A 17,027-nucleotide genomic window follows, 5' to 3' on the forward strand; every position below is an offset into this window, starting at 1 on the left:
TTGGGAGAAAGCGGGTTTTCACATACTACTGATCGGGTAGCGAGGGCAACGCTTCTCTAATTATACTTATCATCCAACCCGGCATTCCGCAGCATGATTTCAGGTCATGCACGCAACTGGTAGATACCCTGAAAGGCAAGCTGGCATATGCTCCGCAGCCTGCCGCCTGAGCTGCCCCCGAAGACCTTTATAAATGCCGCAGCTGATACAAGATTCACTCAAGATTTCCGGCTGAGATGGCAGTTGAAAAAAAGCTGGTATAGGCCTTTGGAAACAACAGGCTACCCAGTAGCCCTCTTTCACTGCAGAGATACAGGGAGGCCTCCGGCCATAACATCCCCTTTGTCCCAGACAGGTTAGCGTTGGTGTAAAAAAAGACCGAGCGCCGTATCTTCTGGCTAGTATTGTCCCTTTCCTTAAGGCAATGGCAGCATGCCGCCTATCACCACCCAGGTTCAGTACCCAGTAAAAGGAACGCACCATGCATCCAGTCATTTGTAACATAGCCTTAGTGGACGATCACCCGCGCTTTCGCAGGGAAATGGTCGCCTTAATTAATGGAATGAACGGCTTTTCCGTTACCATTGAGGCAGCGCACGGGAAAGACCTGGTGCTTCAACTCGGTTCCAGGCGATTACCGGACCTCGTCCTGCTCGATATCTGCATGCCCGTTATGGATGGCTTGGAAACGGCCTCATGGCTTGCGAGGCACTACCCGCAGTTAAAGATCCTGATGCTCTCCTCGGAATGTGACCCGATAGTCATCTGGCGACTTCTGGAATATGGTGTTCGCGGGTTTGTACTCAAGAATACGGACCCTGATGAACTGCGCAACGCCCTTGAAACCCTGATTGCCGATGGCACATATTTTACCTTACCTTTCCAGGCATTGGTTCGGCGTTTCCAGCAAGGCAGCAGCCCTCCATCGGTCTAACCCCGGCACTTCGCAAAGCAGGGCAGAGTTGTTTACCGCCGCATACAATACCACAGAGAATCAAGAATTGTAGCGTGTTTGTCCTACGATCCCGGGAGTTCGTGTAATAAATTACCAACCACCGAAATCCTTTTGCAACTTACTCGTAATCAAATCATCATCTCACTTAAAACCAGTTCCTTATGAAAAAATTACGTTTACTTTCGCTCCTGGCCTTGGCGGTCATGTTTGGTTTCTCCTCTTGCCAGAATGAAGAGGAAGAAGTAACAGCCAACGAGATTTCCCCCCTCACCATGGCCAAAATCTCAGAGATGGGTTTCAACACGGACAATGTGCAGCGCACGGAGGGTGGCTACATTGTGGAAGGTGACATCTTCTTCTCTGACAGCGACTTGCAAGCTTCTTCTGAAACCACTGCCCTGCGCGTGGGTGAAGAGGAGCAGTACCGCACCAACAACCTGGTAAGTGTGGGTACTAGCCGCACGATCAACGTGGCCATCACCACCAGCCTGCCTTCTTCTTATGTAACAGCGCTGGACGAAGCTATCCGCCGCTTCAACGCAGAGAACCTTCGCCTGAAGTTCCGCCGCGTGTCCTCCGGTTACAACATCTTGGTATCGAAGGCGCCAAGCGGTGCTTCGTACCTGGCCTCTGCCGGTTTCCCTTCCGGTGGCAACCCGTACAACTCCGTGGTGGTGAACTCAGACTACTTGGGCTCCAACCCGGGCACCAACTACCTGGCCACGATTCTGGCCCACGAGATCGGCCACACCATTGGTTTCCGCCACACCGACTACATGAACAGAGCCTACAGCTGCGGTGGTTCGTACTACAACGAGGGTGCCTCTACTGTAGGTGCCGTGCACATCCCGGGCACGCCGACAGGCGCCGATCCTAACTCATGGATGCTGGCCTGTATCGGCACGGGCGTGAACCGCTACTTCAACTCCAACGACAGAACAGCCCTAAGATACCTGTACCAGTAGTCTGTTAACTTGAATCGTATGGAAAGCACAGTCCCCCATAGGGGGCTGTGCTTTTTTTGTGATGGTTTTTCAGAAAGAGGTAAAAGTACGTGCCTTTATTGTAGTGTGCGGGAACGACAGTCGACAGATAGCAGGGCTGTCTCGTCTTAAGCTTGCCGGTATGCAATTCCTGCTTTCATGAGTAAACTTTCCGAATTACCATGGCCGACAGCTTACACCAGCGTGGTCTTCACCCATGTCTTGCCATGGGTGAAGACCAGAGTCGCTGCCACACCTCCTCATCGAATAGAACGCCAATGGCTTCAAAAGCGGCCGGCTCCTGACCGATTCAGGTAGAGCAGGACTGACAGGAGCCGGCTACCCTATGTTATATTCCGCAAAAAGTACTTTATCAGCATAATAATTTTTATATTACCCTAGCTTCTGACGCTGCTTCCTTCGGGATAACCCGTTTTATTCCTGAAAAGAGAAACTTTACAACAAGTCGCGTCTTAGATAAACATACCATTGAGAACAAACACAGGATACTGCCTATGACACAGACTTACCGCTGTATGGTGATTGATGATGAAAGCCATGCGATTGAGCTCCTGTCCGATTACATTCAGGCCATTCCCCGGCTACAACTGACAAAAACGTACCAAGACCCGGTAGCCGCGCTGATGGAAAGCCAGGGAGAGGAAAACTACGACTTTATTTTCATCGACATTGACATGCCCCGCCTCTCCGGCATGGAACTGGCAAAGTCCCTCCGATCGTTGACCACTTTCCTGGTATTCACGACGGCCCACTCAAAGTATGCCGTGGAGGCTTTTGAGGTACGCGCGGACCATTTCCTGCTAAAGCCTATCGGGATGAATAAGTTTGCCATGACCATTGATATGCTGCTGAAGCGTCGGGAAGAGCCAGCACGTCCACCTACTCGCCAAGACACCTCGTTTTTTATCAAAAGTGACCAAAAAAACAAGTATGTTAAAATATCCCCGGAGGATATTGTCTTGGTGGAAGGACTGAAAAATTATGTTAAAATTACGACCATAACGCAAAAGCACGTCGCTTACCTAACCATGCGGGAGATGGAAAACACGTTAAATGCTTCCGGCAATTTTATCCGGGTGCACAAATCCTTCATCATCGCAAAGCAACACATACAACGCGTGGCAGGCCGCACGGTCCTGCTCACCAATCACTTGGAAGTGCCTATCGGGGAAACATTCCGGCAGGACATACAGGATTACATTGCCAGGCGGGTTATCCTGTCCGGCCGTTAGGTACTAGACCATGCGTTCGGTAAAGGCTTCTACTTCCTGTTACTGAGGATGGTGTGCAGGGAGGTCATGGTAAAGGTAATGGTGGTCCGTTCCGTGCTGTCCGTGTTCTTACCCTCACCGTTTCCGGGAAAAATAACAATCGTTTTCTTATTCAAAGTGAGCGGTGTGAGTTGATGTTTTTCCATATTTTTTAAATGTAAGTTACAAAGGACGTTTTAACCTTGACAAAATATTACACCAACCTGACAAACGGTTAGACCAACAGCCTGAATTCTACGATGCAAGTTCTACAGAATCATATCGCGCGACATAAAACCCATATTATATGCTGGGGTGCTTTCATTCTATATGAGATGCTCCTGGTGCGTACCATCACGGAAAGCTTTGGCTCTTTTTGGGACAATGCTGCACATTATGCCGTGAACATCGGGTTATTTTACCTGCACGCCAGCGTCATCCTTCCCTGGGCTCTCCGGAAAGGAAAGCTCCATTACTGGTTTCTTCCGATGTTAATCCTGGGAGAGGTTACCGCTTACATTGCCGTAAACTACAGCTTGGAACACCTCCTAACCAACTATTTGGGAATAGAACTTATTCGTCCGTTCAAATTTGATTACCACTACTGCCTGCGGTCCACGTGGCGTGCCGTTTACCTAATGGGCTTTGGGACAGGCTACTATTTTCTCGTCACAACACTGCAGGAAAGGCGTCGGGCTGATCAGGCTGAAAAGGAACATTTGCTTCACCTGATTGAGAAACAGCAACTCCAGGGTGAGTTGATGAGATCCCAGCATGCTTTTCTCAAAGCACAGATAAATCCCCACTTCTTGTTCAATACGCTGAACTTTATTTACAATAGCGTCCGCAAAACATCTACCGAGGCTGCCGAAACTATTCTTTCCCTGTCCCAGATGATGCGCTATGCCCTGGAGAGTGGGCATGAAGACCAGGAAGTCCCCCTGCTGGAGGAGGTGGAACAGGTGGAGAACCTGATTTATTTACACCAGGTGCGCCACAACCATCGGTTTCATGTCCAGTTGCAGTATGAAGAAACTCTGTTTGGCGTAAAATTCATCCCCCTGGTGCTGTTGACGCTGGTGGAGAACATCTTCAAGCACGGTAACCTGTTCCTGCCGGAAAGCCCGGCTCGGATCACGCTACGGTATGAGGACGAGACACTGTTGATTACCACGGAGAACCTGTGCCTGCATCAGCAGCAGGAAGGACACCGGATTGGCTTGAATAACATACGGCGACGATTAGACTATTTCTATCGAGACAGGGCCTGCTTCGAGGCATGGACGGACGCAAAAGGGCTTTTTCATACGCGACTGGCAGTAACTGACAGTATACCGGGCAAGGAAGCAACTGCCTTGGGGCAGCAAGCCATTGCTTCCACCGTTTATTAGTGCCTGACCGTATGCTCGTTAAATAAGCGTTTGGTTCTTGTCTCAATTGGGAGACATCCGCTCTTACCAGTACTATATTTAAAAGAGTAACACCATGTTAACATTTCGCGATACATGAACTAAAAAGAGGGTAGGCTAACCATCTAAGGAAACGACGGTAAAACTATATATTCTCCTGTTCAGCAGCCTAAAAAATGACTAAAATCTATTCATCATAAATAAAGTCAGACAGTATATCCCCAAAAGACATGCTAAAGAATCTCAGTTCACTGAGACAGTATATCATGCGCATTATGTCCCAAGATAAGCTTTACCAAGCCCTAACAGAGACCTCTATCTAGGCCGTCCCAACCACAAAATAGGTGCTGAGTTACTGGGAGGCGCTTCCATACGGGTATAGATAGGCAACCATCCACGGGCTCATGAGTACCAACAGCCTCTGCCGCTTATAAGCTATCCTCGAAGAGAATGAGGCGAGGCTGTGGCGATTATCAGGATCGACTTAATAAGGGAGACAATCTATACTCCACCGCATGACAAGCATGTGATCCAGGACCTAATATTGAACATGGAGATCTACCCGACGAAAAGCCGGAAGAAGTTTCGATCCTAGTATAGATGGCCATGCAGCACTACTAGTTCGAGCGCATTCACCCTTTCTACAACGGGAACGGCATCACGGGCAGGATCATAAATGTGCTCTGCATGATGCAACTCAAATTTTCAATGAATTGGATCGAAATTCGTCCCTTTGAGAGCAGGGTAAAACAACCACTTACCGATAAGTGGTTGAGAGGACAGGCTGACCTCAGCTACTTCATACACCTCTACCTCAGCCGCCAGGGCAACACCTACCACTTCTGCTACGACCACTGCTATATACTGCTGCCCGAGGACAAGGTGCTGATCGTGAACTGGCAGCCCTACATGGAGCGAAGTAACTCTTCCATGAATAAGTGAATCACAGCTTCAGCCGCTCCCGAAGCCTTTGCATGTCCTCCCCTACTTTCACATCCAGTATTTTGGCGTAGTGCTGCGTGGTTTTGAGATTGGTGTGCCCCAGCATCTTGGACACGCTCTCCATGGGCACCCCATTTAAAAGTGTAACTGTCGTGGCAAAAGTGTGGCGGGCGGCATGAAAAGTCAATTGTTTATTGATGCCGCACACGTCGGCTATTTCCTTCAGGTAGGCGTTCATCTTCTGGTTACTCGGCACCGGGAGCACCCTCCCTTCATGGATACATTGCGGGTGCTGCTTATATTTGTTAATGATCCTGAGCGCGGTTGGCAGCAAAGGGATGCGGGAAGGGGTATCTGTTTTCTGCCTGTTCTTATGTACCCACTGCTCCCCGTCTATACCTTTTTGTATGTCAGTAAAACGTAGTTTCTGCACGTCCACGTATGCCAATCCCGTAAAGCAACTGAAGAGAAAAATATCCCGAACCTGAGCCAGACGCTCTGATGGAAACTCTTTTTCCGCCATCCGCTGTAGCTCTTCTTCTGATAGGAAGACGCGGTCCACGGTCCTGATCTTAGATTTGTAGTTCATGAACGGACTTGTTACAAGCCAACCATTTGCAAGGCAGATGCGGATGATTTTCCCGAAGTTCTTGATGTATTTGACCGCCGTGTTATTCGAGCATTTGCGAACACTTCTCAGGTAATGCTCATAATCGGTAATGAAGGCATGGTCTATTTTTCGAATATCGATATCCCTCACCCCAAATTTCCAGAAAAGAAAGTCCTGTGTGTGCTTTAAGGAGGTGGCGTAACGCTCCAGCGTACCCGGAGAGAACTCACTCCCCACCAAATCTGCCATCCTCCGGTTGTGGTCCTGAAATACCTTAACAAGCATCTTTCCCTTTTCTTCCCTCCCCAAAAACTTATTCTTCAGGCTTTCTGCCGTCACCGGCGCATCGGCATCTATCAGCTGGCGATGTGCCTCGAAGAGCTTGGCTTGCAGGCTGTCCAGGTAGGCATTCAGGGACCTGACCACTTCTTTTGCGCCTAAGGCGCGGCCTGCAGCAGAATTCCACTTGCCCGGCTCAATGGCTCTGCCAGTCGCCAGCTCCGCGCGCTTTCCCGCTACAGTCACGCGTAGGTAGATCGGCACCGGTCCTGAAAGATAGTTTTTGGGTTTCTTGAGGTAGAGGAGAATACTGATGTTAATGTTCATGGCAATGACTTTTAAGGTTAAACAAAATTAGCCTTGCAGTCACACCGAATCAAGATGTACCGTGATTGTACACCTTGACTACCAGTAAGTTACACACAATCTGGTGAGTAAAAATATTGCTCTGGTGTACTCACCGCTTTACTCACCACAATACTGCGAAAAAGTGAATAATTTGATGTATACACCAAAACAAAAAAGCCTGCAATCGCTTGATTTGCAGGCTTTTAGATGATTATGGTATCACTACCAGCAGAGAGTGAGGGATTCGAACCCCCGGACCTGTTACAGTCAACGGTTTTCAAGACCGCCGCATTCGACCACTCTGCCAACTCTCTGTAAGTAATCGTGCACAAAAGTATAGTACTGCGCCGAATTTTCAAAACTATACGCAAATATTTTTCACGAGTTCAGGCCATAAAAACATAAGCAACTGATTCTGAAGCGGAAAATTTTAGAGCATAGTCACTGGTTACAATAACTTTTGGAGAATTTTACCTTCAATTTCTGTTACGCCGCTGCTGAAGTGGCTTTTTCAGCATTCTGTGCCGTTTTGCGGGTTAGTCGTTTGGTCACTGTATCGATACTCACGTTGATCTCGAAGCCGAGAATCAGGATCATGGACACAAAGTCGAGCCAGATCATCAAACCGATGAGCGCCCCGATAGATCCGTAGAATTTGTTGTAAGTATCAAAAGCGCTGATGTAAAGCGAAAAGATCATCGACACCACAAAGATCAAAATAGTAGCTACAACCGCACCTGCTGAGAAAAACGGCCACTTGTCCTGGATAGCAGGAACATAGTAATAGATCAGCGAAGTAGCCAGCATAAAAAGCAGTATAATGGCCACATACTTCAGCATCACGATCAGGGTATAGGTATAGCTCTCGGTTACAATCTCGTAGAAAACCAACACATCCAGTATCCATTGCCCGAAGAAGATGGCCGCCACCGCCAGAAACAGAATCGAGGAAAGGGCAATGGTGAGTACCGTAGCGATAACCCGCTTTTTGAGGTATGGCCGTTTGTAGAAGGTATGATACTTCTTATCAAAGGCATCCATCAGCGACATAATGCCATTGGTAGACAGAATCAGGGCAAAGAGAAAACCGAAAGACAACAGTCCCCCTCGTGGTTTGTTCACGATATCGTCAATCGTACCATAGGCCACAGTATACATTTCTTCGGGCAGGAAGTCTGCCAGGAAGTTGAGAATGCTCTCCCCCAGGTCCAGTGACAGGATGCTGGGCATGTAAGGTATGAGCGTGAACAGGAAGATGATGGTCGGGAAAATGGCCAGCGTAAAGTTGAAGGCCATGTAGGAAGCACGCTTGGTAATGGAGTCCAGCCTGAGTTCGCCCAGCAACACATCGGCCACATCGTATACCGAAGACTGGCCGTTGTTGAAACGCCACCTCTTCAGAAACACGATGAACTTGCGATACGCCCTGCGGCGTTTCAGATATTGCTGGTTTAGCTTCATTCGCTATAGTATCCGTCCAACTTCTGGTGTATGAGCGCAGGTATAGCCGTCGGGCGTCCTGACTTCATGTCCACAAACACCATGGTAGTCTCCCCTACATTCAGTAGCACCTGTTCCTCATTATACACCTCGTACTCAAACTTTATACGCGAGCCATGCGGCTTGTGCTTCAGAAAGAGCTTGATCGTGAGCAGATCGTCGTACTTGGCCGGACGGATATACTTACACTTGAGCTCCAGTACGGGCATCATCGTGCCTGTCGCCTCCATCTCCTTGTAATGTATACCTAGTCTTCTGAATACCTCCGTACGGGCCACTTCATAGTAGGCAGCATAGTTGCCATAGTAAACATAGCCCATCTGATCGGTTTCGGCGTAGCGTACGCGTATCTGCACTTCTGATTCGAACATATGAATTGTCGTTTGTTGGTTGATAAAGAATGATTGTGGAGTGTACAGCGTGACTAGCTAGCTTGAGTTTCGGGGATTTTATACCTACTCAAATTTATATAAACTACAATCGGCCATTAACAATCAGCAATTATTTAAGGATATTCCGCTGGGTTAGTGCTCTTTGGTAGCGGCGGGCGTTGGCGATGTGCTCGGCATGGGTAACTGCAAAGCTGTGATAGCCTGAGAAGTCTTCCTTGGCACAGAAATAAATGTAATTGTGCTTTTCCGGATTCAACACAGCGTCAATGCTGGAGATGTCCGGCACGTTGATAGGGCCCGGAGGCAAGCCGGCATAGCGGTATGTGTTGTATGGCGAGTCGTGCTGCAGGTGGACGTTCAGCACACGGCGGATGGTAAAGTCACGCACAGCATACACCACAGTAGGGTCGGCTTCCAGTTTCATGCCTTTCTGCAGACGGTTCAGGTATACACCGGCCACTCGTGGCTTCTCGTCGTTTTTGATCGTTTCGGCCTGTACAATAGACGCCAGCGTAGAGACCTCTTTCGGGGATAGTCCCATCTTCTCAGCTTTGGCTTTGCGCTCAGCCGTCCAGAAGCGATCGTACTCGGTTTTCATGCGCTGCATGAGCTCTGGCGCTGTGATGGTCCAGTATACCTCGTAAGTGTTCGGGATGAACATGCTCACTACTGTTGCGGTGTCGAAACCCAGTGTTTGCAGGTACTCCTGATCATTCAGCAGGCTGTCAATCTCGGCAGCAGAAGGCTCTACAGCGGCGGCCAGTTTTTCGGCCAGTTGGCTGCGCAACCTAATGTTGTTGAAAGTAATTTTGAGCGGTGACTGTTCGCCCAGGCGCAGCACACCAATGAGTTGCCGGTTGCCCCAACCATTCTCGATCTTATACCTACCCGGCTTTACTAATTCATCATAGTCCATGAGCTTGGCCATGAAGCGCAGCGAAAGGCGGTCGATGATTACGCCTGTTGCCTCTACTGAGTCGAGGGCTTGCTTATAATTAGCACCCTTGGGTATGTAAACATAAGTATCCTGCCCTTTGGTGTCTACGTTGGCCGTATACACGATCTGGTAAGCATAGTAGGAAAAGCTTACAAACAGGAACAGCACCAGCACGATAATACCGGGTATCCACATGCTTTTCTCTTTTTTGACGCGTCTGCGTGGAGTGACTTCGTTAGCCATAATGTAATTCAAAAGTCCGGATAAGGATGTTAGGTTCCGGCCCTGTTTAGTTTAGGCTACAAAAATAACACTAATCTTGCTTATCTGACTAATTTTGAAACGGCATCTCTTCTAAACAAGCTATTTATCAGCCTGCAAGGCTATACCTGCAACGCAGTGAGCTTTTAATCAGTATGCCATACCTACTACTCAACCTTACAAAACAAAACTATGCCCAACGCTGCTTTTCTCCAGATACATCCGGAAAATCCACAGCCGAAAAAGATACAGGAAGCCGTCGAAATTCTCCGCAACGGCGGCATTATCATCTACCCGACCGACACCATTTACGGCCTTGGCTGTGACATCCACAACACAAGAGCGGTCGAGCGGGTCTGCCAGATCAAAGGTGTGAAACCCGATAAGGTAAACCTCTCATTTATCTGCTCTGACCTGACACACATCTCCGACTATGCCAAAATCGACACGCCTACTTACAAGGTGATGAAAAAGGCGCTGCCCGGTCCATTCACTTTCGTACTCGACGCCAGCAGCCGTGTGCCGCGCTATGCCGGCAGCAAAAAGAAAACGGTTGGTATACGCGTCCCTGACAACAAGATTGCCCTGATGCTGGTGCAGGAGCTCGGCAACCCGATTCTCTCCACCTCCATCCGCGACGAAGACGAAGTACTTGAGTACAGCACGGATCCGGAACTGATCTATGAGAAATACCGAAACCTGGTGGACGCCGTGATCGATGGTGGCCCGGGCAATAACGTAGCGTCTACTGTAGTAGATGCTGCTAATAACTTCGAAGTACTACGAGAAGGCGCTGGTGATATTGAGGAATTCCTTTAAGTTTAGGAATTTGGGAGTTTAAGAGTTTGGAAAGCAAGAGTTAAGAGGTAGTTGGAAACGGCCCTAAAGGTCTGAATCTATGATAGAGAGGTGAATAGAAAAATCGTTTCTTTCAAAATTTACACTTCCTAGACTCCCAAACTCTCTAACTCCTAAACTCTCTTATGTTTCCACCGCTTATGGGTCCAGAGGTAGTCGGCGGGATTGCGGCGGATAGATGATTCCAATGTTCGCGCGAAAGCTTCGGTGATGGGGAATGTGCCGTCTTCGGCTTTAGTGCTACCGTCGGAGAGTACTTCAAAAGTGAGGCGATAATGGCCACGCTTGATGCGAGCTACATCCAGAAAGAGAACCGGACATCCAAAAGCATGGGCCAGTTTCTCGGCTCCCACAAAGAATGGGGTATCCTGGTTGAGGAAAGTCGTCCAGAACTGTATCTCGCCGTAAGGGGGCGTTTGATCTGAGAGCATGGCTACCACTCGTGGCGTCTTTCTGTTTCGCACAAAGTCGCGCATGGTGTCTTTCATTTCGATCAGGCGGGCACCAAGACGACCACGCAGGTATAGCATGAACTCTTCGAAGAAGGGATTTTTGATCCGCTTGTATACGCCTTCCGCCGGAAACCCAAATTGAACTGCCCCTGCCGGCAAGACCCATTCCCAGTTGCCGGAGTGAGCGCCCATTGTGATGACCGTTTTGCCTTGCTTTACGAAATCGTCGAGTACCTCCTGGTTAGAAAACACAATACGGTGGCGCATTTCAGCTTCATCCATCGAGGCGAGTCTTATGATTTCCACGATCAAGTCCGGGAACTGACGGTAGAAAGCCCTGGCTATACCTTGTATTTCCTGCTCTGACTTTTCAGGGAAGGAATTGCGCAGGTTTTGGAGCACTACTTTTTTGCGGTAGCCGACCACATAATACACTAGCACAAACAAAAAGTCAGCGAGTAGGTATAGTACAGGCAGCGGCAGCAAAGACAGGCCTTTAAGCAGCAGCCAAAGCGGGTAGTATAACGCAGGTATGTTTGGAGATTTCTTCACAGGTATAGATCGCCTGCAAAGGTACGAGCTATACTTGCATTATGAAATTAAAGAAATCGTGCTTATTTCGCACCGTATCCCAGGTATAAGATAGACGCCTTCAAACTTTTTAACTCTCTTACTGATTTGCTCCTCCTCACAGAAATAATGTACCACCCGCCCGTCCAGTACTTTGCGGAAGTGCTCCGGGCTGATGGCTTGCTGCTAGAAAAACACGAGAATTACGTAAAGCAGAGCTACCGCAACCGTTGCCACGTGCTCACAACACAAGGGATGGTGCCGCTCAGTGTGCCGGTGCTGCGGGGCAATAGCAAAGACAAGACACGGATCACTGAAATAGAGATCGACTATACCCAGAAATGGTACAACGTGCATTGGCGCACAATACAGGCTGCCTACGGTCGGGCACCGTATTTTGAATTTTACAGCGACTACATCCGGGAGGTATATGAGCGACAGCCGAAATATTTATTTGACCTGAACGTTGATTTTTTGCGGCTTTATCTTAAATTTCTGAAACTGGATCGGCGAATCGGGTTCACAGACAGTTACCAAACAGAGCAGCCAGCGGGGGTGCTCGACCTCAGAAATAGGATACATCCTAAAATCATTCCTGACAACTTGTACGTACAACCCTATACTCAAGTATTTGGCAAACAATTTGTACAAGACCTTAGTATAATTGACTTGTTGTTTACACAGGGTCCGAAGTCGCTTTCCTACTTACAATAATGCCACTGCAAAACTAAACCTTTGTACTGCAGGACTTGTTAAAAACAGAGGCTTATCCTGTTAGCTTCAACCAGTTACAACATTTTTAGACCTTTACATTTTTTTTATAGAGTATACATGGAAGCTAAATTCTCAAACAGAGTGAAAGAGGTTATCTCACTCAGCCGTGAGGAAGCTATCCGTCTTGGGCATGACTACATAGGCACCGAGCATTTGGTGCTGGGCATGATCCGGGAAGGAGAAGGTACTGCCATTGCCTTGCTGAAGAAGCTGGGCGTTTCGATAGATGAACTGAAGTACGCTTTAGAGCAAGCTACACGAAACACTGCTTCACAAAACAGCAATATCACAGGCAGTATTCCGCTTACCAAGCAAACCGAGAAGGTGCTTAAGATTACTTATCTGGAGGCCAAAATCTTCAAAAGTGATATAATAGGTACTGAACACCTCTTATTATCCATCCTTCGGGATGAAGACAATATTTCTTCACAAATCTTAGCGAAATTCAACGTGAACTACGAAGCGATAAGAGACTCCCTGGATTATCATAGCAATAATCCACTGGCATCGTCTGACACAGACGACAGTGATGATTCTGACAAGTTATTTGGTTCTTCTTCCCGCGCTGGCAGCAGCTCGAGCAAGAAGCCGGGCGAAAAATCGCGCACTCCGGTGCTCGACAACTTTGGCCGCGACCTGACCAAACTGGCAGAAGACGACAAACTCGACCCGATTGTGGGTCGTGAGAAAGAAATCGAACGTGTGGCACAGGTACTGAGCCGCCGTAAGAAGAACAACCCGATCCTGATTGGTGAGCCGGGCGTTGGTAAAACAGCTATTGCTGAAGGCCTTGCGCTGCGCATCGTACAGAAAAAGGTAAGCCGCGTGCTCTTCAACAAGCGTGTGGTGACCCTTGACCTGGCCTCTCTGGTAGCTGGTACAAAGTACCGTGGTCAGTTCGAGGAGCGCATGAAAGCCGTTATGAACGAGCTTGAGAAGTCTCCGGACGTGATCCTGTTCATTGACGAGCTGCACACGATTGTAGGTGCTGGTGGCGCTTCCGGTTCGCTGGATGCCTCCAACATGTTCAAGCCGGCCCTGGCCCGTGGTGAGATCCAATGCATTGGAGCAACCACGCTTGACGAGTACCGTCAGTACATTGAGAAAGATGGTGCGTTGGCCCGTCGTTTCCAGATCGTGATGGTAGATCCTACCACACCGGAGGAGACGATGGAGATCCTGCACAACATCAAAGACAAGTACCAGGATCACCACCATGTGAACTATACCGATAAGGCTATTGAGGCTTGTGTGAAGCTTTCGGACCGCTACATGAGCGACCGTTTCCTTCCGGACAAGGCGATCGATATTTTGGATGAGGCTGGTGCGCGTGTGCACATCAACAACATCGTGGTACCTGAAGATATTCTGAAGCTTGAAGAGCAGATCGAGAACATCAAGGTAGAGAAAAACCGCGTAGTGAAAAGCCAGAAATACGAAGAGGCTGCTCAACTGCGTGACAAAGAGAAAAAACTGATTGATCAACTCGAAGCAGCTAAAAAGAGCTGGGAAGAAGAGACCAAGAAGAAGCGCTACACGGTAAAAGAGGAAAATGTGGCAGAGGTTATTGCCATGATGACAGGTATACCGGTGAAGCGTATTGCACAGAACGAAGGTGTGAAGTTGCTGAACATGGCAGAAGAACTGAGCGGAAAAGTAATCGGTCAGGAGAAAGCCATCAAGCAATTGGTGAAAGCCATCCAGCGTACACGCGTAGGTCTGAAAGATCCGAAAAAGCCAATTGGTTCGTTCGTGTTCCTGGGCCCGACTGGTGTAGGTAAAACGGAGCTTGCCAAAGTGCTCGCTACGTACCTATTCGACAAGGATGACGCCTTGGTACGTATCGACATGAGTGAGTACATGGAGAAATTCAGCGTATCTCGCTTGGTGGGAGCGCCTCCAGGCTACGTGGGTTACGAAGAGGGTGGTCAGCTGACAGAGAAGATCCGTCGCAAGCCATACTCAGTAGTACTCCTCGACGAGATCGAGAAAGCGCACCCGGATGTATATAACCTGTTGCTACAGGTGCTGGACGATGGTATTTTGACGGACGGTCTGGGCCGCAAGGTGGACTTCCGTAACACGATCATCATCATGACATCCAACATTGGTGCTCGTGACCTGCAGGACTTCGGCGCCGGTATCGGTTTCATGTCGAAGAGCAAGCAGGAGAACGTAGACGACATCATGAAAGGTACCATAGCCAGCGCGTTGAAGAAAACCTTCTCGCCTGAGTTCCTGAACCGTCTGGATGATGTGGTTGTGTTCAACTCACTTGGTCGTGAGGACATGCACAAGATCATCGAACTGTCACTTGGCAAGCTGTTCAAGCGCATTGATGCACTTGGCTATAAGATTGAACTTACTGACAAAGCCAAGGATTTTGTGGCTGAGAAAGGCTACGATCCGAAGTATGGTGCCCGTCCGCTAAACCGTGCTATTCAGAAATATATCGAAGATCCGATTGCGGAAGAGATACTGAAAGCCGAAATCGCACAAGGCGACACCATGATGGTAGACTTTAAGGAAGGTGAAGAAAAACTGACTTTCACATCAAAGAAGAGCAACGGTAAAAAGAACAAGAGCGCTTTGGATGATGGTGAGGAAGAAACAGAGCCAACCAAGTCTTCCGGTGACGGTGAGAAAACTGACAAATAAGGTATAAGACCTGCCATATAAGGGCTGTCCAACAATGGGCAGCCCTTATTTTTTGCCCTTATCTGAAAGATTTACACCGATATAGATTCAAAATCTACCATTATTATAACCGTTTTCGGCTGATAGTTTTTAAATTTGACAATTAATCAATCGATATTTAATCAAACAGCTATACCCCATTTCATGGCAGGAGAAATCAGACAGAGCCAGATTGAAACGCTGGACCGCAAAAACGCAGAGGCACTACTAGGCGGCGGACAGGACAGAATAGAAGCACAGCACAAAAAAGGCAAACTGACGGCCCGCGAGCGCATTCACCTTTTGATGGATGAGAACTCTTTCGAGGAGATCGGCAAATTTGTGATGCACCGCTCCAAAGACTTCGGTCTGGACAAGCAGTACTACCTCGGCGACGGCGTGGTGACCGGCTACGGCACCATCAACGGCCGTCTCGTTTACGTGTTCTCGCAGGACTTCACAGTGTTGGGCGGTTCGCTTTCTGAAACCCACGCCGAAAAGATCGTGAAGATTATGGAACTTGCCATGAAAAACGGTGCTCCTGTCATCGGTCTGAACGACTCAGGTGGCGCCCGTATTCAGGAAGGCGTGGTGTCACTGGGTGGTTATGCGGATATTTTCTACCGCAATACATTGGCGTCTGGCGTTATCCCTCAGATCTCGGCCATCATGGGACCATGCGCCGGTGGCGCTGTGTACTCCCCTGCCATCACTGACTTCATCATGATGGTGGAAGACACGTCTTACATGTTTGTGACCGGCCCGAACGTGGTGAAGACAGTAACGCACGAGAACGTTACGTCTGAAGAACTCGGTGGTGCCAGCACGCACAGCACCAAGAGCGGTGTGACGCACTTCTCCTGCGCCAACGAAGTGGAGTGTATCAACTACATTAAAACGCTGTTGAGCTACGTGCCGCAGAACTGCGAGGAATTGCCTCCGTCAGTACCCTACGAGGAAGCCGCTGACGAAACACGTGCCGTACTTGACAACATTATACCTGAAAACCCTAACCAGCCTTACGATATGCGTGAGGTGATCGAAGGCATCATCGACGCTGACTCTTTCTTTGAAGTGCACAAAAACTTCGGTGAGAACATCGTGGTGGGTTTTGCCCGTCTGGGTGGCCGCAGCATCGGTATAGTAGGCAACCAGCCTTCCGTACTGGCCGGCGTACTCGACATCAACGCCAGTACCAAGGCTGCCCGCTTTGTGCGCTTCTGCGATAGCTTCAATGTGCCTTTGCTGGTACTCGAAGACGTACCAGGCTTCCTGCCGGGCACAGACCAGGAGTGGCGGGGCATCATCACCAACGGTGCTAAGTTGCTTTACGCCTTCTGCGAGGCCACTGTGCCGCGCATAACGGTGATCACCCGCAAAGCCTACGGTGGCGCTTACGACGTAATGAACTCCAAGCACATCGGTGCCGATATGAACTACGCCTGGCCAACTGCCGAAATCGCGGTGATGGGTGCACAAGGAGCCGCTGAGATCATCTTCAAACGTGAGATTGCGGAAGCCGAAGATCCGGCTGCTAAACTGGCTGAAAAGGTACAGGAGTATAAAGACAAGTTCGCGACGCCATACCGTGCCGCGCACCGTGGCTTCATCGATGAGGTGATCATGCCTGGCGAAACACGCGCTAAGCTGATCAAAGCATTCAAAATGCTGGAAAACAAAGCGGTAAGCCTGCCACGCAAGAAGCACGGCAACATTCCACTTTAATAAGTTACGTAGCGAGCATGCGCAGCCACAGAACATCTGGCTGTACATGCTCGTTATGTTTAACAACCATTGTGTATACATTACT

General features: G+C 48.9%; 15 protein-coding genes and 1 tRNA gene. 9 read left to right on the top strand and 7 right to left on the bottom strand.

The genetic code is table 11. The features are described from left to right. Window positions 1-481: 481 nt before the first annotated feature. From AC5FX6_RS11485 to AC5FX6_RS11495, 3 genes are all read left to right on the top strand, one after another. Window positions 482-934 carry a response regulator gene (locus AC5FX6_RS11485; protein WP_493597196.1) on the top strand — a complete coding sequence of 151 codons (453 nt, stop codon included), beginning with the start codon at window positions 482-484 and terminating at the stop codon, window positions 932-934. A gap of 182 nt (window positions 935-1,116) precedes the next feature. Then, window positions 1,117-1,920, top strand: coding sequence for a M57 family metalloprotease (locus AC5FX6_RS11490; RefSeq protein WP_493597197.1), 804 nt, complete (start codon window positions 1,117-1,119; stop codon window positions 1,918-1,920). 533 nt (window positions 1,921-2,453) lie between these two features. Continuing rightward, window positions 2,454-3,191 carry a LytR/AlgR family response regulator transcription factor gene (locus tag AC5FX6_RS11495; RefSeq protein ID WP_493597198.1) on the top strand — a complete coding sequence of 246 codons (738 nt, stop codon included), beginning with the start codon at window positions 2,454-2,456 and terminating at the stop codon, window positions 3,189-3,191. Window positions 3,192-3,220: 29 nt separating this feature from the next. Here AC5FX6_RS11495 and AC5FX6_RS11500 read toward each other — a convergent pair whose 3' ends face one another. Continuing rightward, window positions 3,221-3,376 carry a hypothetical protein gene (locus tag AC5FX6_RS11500; protein WP_493597199.1) on the bottom strand — a complete coding sequence of 52 codons (156 nt, stop codon included), beginning with the start codon at window positions 3,374-3,376 and terminating at the stop codon, window positions 3,221-3,223. A 93-nt stretch (window positions 3,377-3,469) separates the two neighbouring features. Here AC5FX6_RS11500 and AC5FX6_RS11505 point away from each other — a divergent pair, with 93 nt between their 5' ends. Continuing rightward, entirely contained in the window at window positions 3,470-4,600 is a 1,131-nt protein-coding gene (locus tag AC5FX6_RS11505) for a sensor histidine kinase (protein WP_493597200.1), read from the top strand. Window positions 4,601-5,305: 705 nt separating this feature from the next. After that, window positions 5,306-5,560: a hypothetical protein gene (locus AC5FX6_RS11510; RefSeq protein ID WP_493597201.1), complete on the top strand. Its 255-nt coding sequence runs from the start codon at window positions 5,306-5,308 to the stop codon at window positions 5,558-5,560. A 1-nt stretch (window position 5,561) separates the two neighbouring features. On the opposite strand, the gene AC5FX6_RS11515 is transcribed toward AC5FX6_RS11510, so the two are convergent. The 5 genes from AC5FX6_RS11515 to mltG form a co-directional block, all read right to left on the bottom strand. Further along, the gene (locus AC5FX6_RS11515) at window positions 5,562-6,776 is read right to left on the bottom strand and encodes a site-specific integrase (RefSeq protein ID WP_493597202.1); all 1,215 of its coding nucleotides are present in this window, start codon (window positions 6,774-6,776) and stop codon (window positions 5,562-5,564) included. 250 nt (window positions 6,777-7,026) lie between these two features. After that, a tRNA-Ser gene (locus AC5FX6_RS11520) sits at window positions 7,027-7,111 on the bottom strand. Between the two features lie 172 nt (window positions 7,112-7,283). Next, window positions 7,284-8,258: a YihY/virulence factor BrkB family protein gene (locus AC5FX6_RS11525; protein ID WP_493597203.1), complete on the bottom strand. Its 975-nt coding sequence runs from the start codon at window positions 8,256-8,258 to the stop codon at window positions 7,284-7,286. After that, the gene (locus tag AC5FX6_RS11530; RefSeq protein WP_493597204.1) at window positions 8,255-8,668 is read right to left on the bottom strand and encodes an acyl-CoA thioesterase; all 414 of its coding nucleotides are present in this window, start codon (window positions 8,666-8,668) and stop codon (window positions 8,255-8,257) included. Before AC5FX6_RS11530 ends, AC5FX6_RS11525 begins: the two co-directional genes overlap by 4 nt. A 130-nt stretch (window positions 8,669-8,798) precedes the next feature. Further along, entirely contained in the window at window positions 8,799-9,869 is a 1,071-nt protein-coding gene (gene mltG, locus AC5FX6_RS11535; protein ID WP_493597205.1) for an endolytic transglycosylase MltG, read from the bottom strand. Window positions 9,870-10,079: 210 nt separating this feature from the next. Between mltG and AC5FX6_RS11540 the strand changes: the two genes are divergently transcribed. Further along, window positions 10,080-10,706, top strand: coding sequence for an L-threonylcarbamoyladenylate synthase (locus AC5FX6_RS11540; RefSeq protein ID WP_493597206.1), 627 nt, complete (start codon window positions 10,080-10,082; stop codon window positions 10,704-10,706). A gap of 152 nt (window positions 10,707-10,858) precedes the next feature. Here AC5FX6_RS11540 and AC5FX6_RS11545 read toward each other — a convergent pair whose 3' ends face one another. After that, complete coding sequence (locus AC5FX6_RS11545) at window positions 10,859-11,749, bottom strand: lysophospholipid acyltransferase family protein (RefSeq protein ID WP_493597207.1); 891 nt, start codon at window positions 11,747-11,749, stop codon at window positions 10,859-10,861. 126 nt (window positions 11,750-11,875) lie between these two features. On the opposite strand from AC5FX6_RS11545, the gene AC5FX6_RS11550 reads away from it, so the two are divergent. The 3 genes from AC5FX6_RS11550 (at window position 11,876) to AC5FX6_RS11560 (ending at window position 16,942) form a co-directional block, all read left to right on the top strand. Next, window positions 11,876-12,481, top strand: coding sequence for a WbqC family protein (locus AC5FX6_RS11550; protein ID WP_493597208.1), 606 nt, complete (start codon window positions 11,876-11,878; stop codon window positions 12,479-12,481). A 117-nt stretch (window positions 12,482-12,598) separates the two neighbouring features. Beyond that, window positions 12,599-15,199 carry an ATP-dependent Clp protease ATP-binding subunit gene (locus AC5FX6_RS11555; protein WP_493597209.1) on the top strand — a complete coding sequence of 867 codons (2,601 nt, stop codon included), beginning with the start codon at window positions 12,599-12,601 and terminating at the stop codon, window positions 15,197-15,199. 183 nt (window positions 15,200-15,382) lie between these two features. Beyond that, a complete protein-coding gene (locus AC5FX6_RS11560) occupies window positions 15,383-16,942 on the top strand; it encodes an acyl-CoA carboxylase subunit beta (RefSeq protein WP_493597210.1) in 1,560 nt (519 codons plus the stop codon). Window positions 16,943-17,027 lie beyond the last annotated feature (85 nt).

Source organism: Pontibacter sp. LHS2 (assembly GCF_058932845.1).

Coding starts and splice junctions, on each gene's coding strand:
- AC5FX6_RS11500 (WP_493597199.1), bottom strand. CDS start 3,376: ATGGAAAAACATCAACTCACACCGCTCACTTTGAATAAGAAAACGATT.
- AC5FX6_RS11540 (WP_493597206.1), top strand. CDS start 10,080: ATGCCCAACGCTGCTTTTCTCCAGATACATCCGGAAAATCCACAGCCG.
- AC5FX6_RS11485 (WP_493597196.1), top strand. CDS start 482: ATGCATCCAGTCATTTGTAACATAGCCTTAGTGGACGATCACCCGCGC.
- AC5FX6_RS11495 (WP_493597198.1), top strand. CDS start 2,454: ATGACACAGACTTACCGCTGTATGGTGATTGATGATGAAAGCCATGCG.
- AC5FX6_RS11530 (WP_493597204.1), bottom strand. CDS start 8,668: ATGTTCGAATCAGAAGTGCAGATACGCGTACGCTACGCCGAAACCGAT.
- AC5FX6_RS11525 (WP_493597203.1), bottom strand. CDS start 8,258: ATGAAGCTAAACCAGCAATATCTGAAACGCCGCAGGGCGTATCGCAAG.
- AC5FX6_RS11555 (WP_493597209.1), top strand. CDS start 12,599: ATGGAAGCTAAATTCTCAAACAGAGTGAAAGAGGTTATCTCACTCAGC.
- AC5FX6_RS11560 (WP_493597210.1), top strand. CDS start 15,383: ATGGCAGGAGAAATCAGACAGAGCCAGATTGAAACGCTGGACCGCAAA.
- AC5FX6_RS11515 (WP_493597202.1), bottom strand. CDS start 6,776: ATGAACATTAACATCAGTATTCTCCTCTACCTCAAGAAACCCAAAAAC.
- AC5FX6_RS11505 (WP_493597200.1), top strand. CDS start 3,470: ATGCAAGTTCTACAGAATCATATCGCGCGACATAAAACCCATATTATA.
- mltG (WP_493597205.1), bottom strand. CDS start 9,869: ATGGCTAACGAAGTCACTCCACGCAGACGCGTCAAAAAAGAGAAAAGC.
- AC5FX6_RS11510 (WP_493597201.1), top strand. CDS start 5,306: ATGATGCAACTCAAATTTTCAATGAATTGGATCGAAATTCGTCCCTTT.
- AC5FX6_RS11490 (WP_493597197.1), top strand. CDS start 1,117: ATGAAAAAATTACGTTTACTTTCGCTCCTGGCCTTGGCGGTCATGTTT.